We start from the raw sequence: 2263 nt of genomic DNA, 5'->3' as shown, positions 1-2263 counted from the left end.
TCCCCCGTCAGCAACAAATTCCCCGCACTATCCCACCACCGCAACCAAGGCAACTCTACATTTCCATAGCACCCTTGCCATATCCCCAACTCTACCCCCATCGGTTCTATGGGATAATGTCCCCGTTTATTGGCCCGGACTAACTCATAATGATTTTCGATCAGGTGATAGACCTCTACACTGGCTCTCTGCACTTCGTAGATAGCATAAAAACCCGGTCGAATCACTTGTTCATACACCCAGAATTTACCCGGTTTTTGACGGTCTTGACCCATCTGAGACAAAGGCGTTCTGTCCCGCTCTTCTGAACCATCTCCTGAGACAAATTCAATGGCAATTAAAGGGGGGATAAACTCTTGCCATAACACATAGGAACGCCTACATTGTCCATCCAGACTGGGGGGAACGTTAGCCACATAGAACCAATCTGGACATTCTGCTCCCCTCTCCGGGGGGTCTGTTAAACGCCAGTAAATGCCGCAATCCTGACCGATAGCATATTGTCCGTCAGGATGGAGTTGTTCTAGGGTGGGTTTAATCGAATCGGTGAGGAGGATACTTTGGGGATGCTCCTGAAAGTTTTTCACAAAAGTACCGTCGGAGTCGGGGAGTTGGGTATGGTCGGGAAGGCTGGTAATGCCGAGGGGGGAAGATTTGGCGATGGTCATAGTTAATCGTTTCTCATCGCAGGGTGTGGCTAGGATTATAACACTTGGATCAGAATAGGCGTTCTAATTGGCTCACAATTCCTCTGGATTAATGCCTTGGGAACGTAATAATTCCGCCAGTCGTTCCGCTCGTTGGCGTTCAACTTCTGCTCGTTGGCGTTCAACTTCTGCTCGTTGGCGTTCTTGTTGTAACTCTATTTCCGCTTGTTCGACCCGTTGTTCGGCTTGTTCGGCCCGTTGGCGTTCAGTTTCTGCCCGTTCCCTTTCAATGACTGCCCGTTCCTCCCCCGTCAGCAACAAATTCCCCGCACTATCCCACCACCGCAACCAAGGCAACTCTACATTTCCATAGCACCCTTGCCATATCCCCAACTCTACCCCCATCGGTTCTATGGGATAATGTCCCCGTTCATTGGCCCGGACTAACTCGTAATGATTTTCGATCAGGTGATAGACCTCTACACTGGCTCTCTGCACTTCGTAGATAGCATAAAAACCCGGTCGAATCACTTGTTCATACACCCAAAATTTACCCGGTTTTTGACGGTCTTGACCCATCTGAGACAAAGGCGTTCTGTCCCGCTCTTCTGAACCATCTCCTGAGACAAATTCAATGGCAATTAAAGGGGGGATAAACTCTTGCCATAACACATAGGAACGCCTACATTGTCCATCCAGACTGGGGGGAACGTTGGCCACATAGAACCAATCTGGACATTCTGCTCCTCTCTCTGGGGGGTCTGTGAGTCGCCAATAAATCCCACAATCCTGACCGATAGCATACTGCCCATCAGGATGGAGTTGTTCTAGGGTGGGTTTAATCGAATCAGTTAATAAGATACTTTGGGGATGCTCCTGAAAGTTTTTCACAAAAGTACCGTCGGAGTCGGGGAGTTGGGTATGGTCGGGAAGGCTGGTAATGCCGAAGGGGGAAGATTTGGCGATGGTCATAGTTAATCGTTTCTCATCGCAGGGTGTGGCTAGGATTATAACACTTGGATCAGAATAGGTGTTCTAATTGGCTCACAATTCCTCTGGATTAATGCCTTGAGAACGCAATAATTCCGCCAGTCGTTCCGCTCGTTGGCGTTCAGTTTCTGCCCGTTGGCGTTCTTGTTGTAACTCTAACTCAGCTTGTTCGACCCGTTGTTCAGCTTGTTCGGCTCGTTGCCGTTCAGTTTCCGCCCTTTGCCGTTCAGTTTCTGCCCTTTGCCGTTCAACTGCTGCCCGTTCCCTTTCAATGACTGCCCTTTCCTCCCCCGTTAGCAACAAATTTCCCGCACTATCCCACCACCGCAACCAAGGCAACTCTACATTTCCATAGCGCCCTTGCCATATTCCTAACTCTACCCCCATTGGTTCTATGGGATAATGTCCCCGTTCATTGGCCCGGACTAACTCGTAATGATTTTCGATTAGGTGATAGACCTCTACACTGGCTCTCTGGACTTCGTAGATAGCATAAAATCCCGGTCGAATCACTTGTTCATACACCCAGAATTTACCCGGTTTTTGACGGTCTTGACCCATCTGAGACAAAGGCGTTCTGTCCCGCTCTTCTGAACCATCTCCTGAGACAAATTCAATGGCAATTA

The 2263-nt window shown here is 49.1% G+C and carries 3 protein-coding genes; all 3 read right to left on the bottom strand.

Annotation, left to right across the window (positions count from 1 at the left end; genetic code table 11):
- Positions 1–668 (bottom strand): Uma2 family endonuclease (locus tag K4A83_RS22585; protein ID WP_265266974.1); only part of this gene is annotated, 668 nt, incomplete at its 3' end.
- Between the two features lie 72 nt (positions 669–740).
- Positions 741–1619, bottom strand: coding sequence for a Uma2 family endonuclease (locus K4A83_RS22580; protein WP_265266973.1), 879 nt, complete (start codon positions 1617–1619; stop codon positions 741–743).
- Between the two features lie 72 nt (positions 1620–1691).
- Positions 1692–2263: Uma2 family endonuclease (locus K4A83_RS22575; protein WP_265266972.1), on the bottom strand; the 572-nt coding region annotated here is incomplete at its 5' end.

The sequence above is a fragment of the Spirulina subsalsa FACHB-351 genome, assembly GCF_026130165.1.
GTDB lineage: Bacteria > Cyanobacteriota > Cyanobacteriia > Cyanobacteriales > Spirulinaceae > Spirulina_A > Spirulina_A subsalsa_A.
This window is presented reverse-complemented; position numbering and strand designations above follow the sequence as displayed.

Excerpts from the sequence above, each read along its gene's own strand:
- K4A83_RS22580 (WP_265266973.1), bottom strand. The coding sequence starts at position 1,619 with ATGACCATCGCCAAATCTTCCCCCTTCGGCATTACCAGCCTTCCCGAC.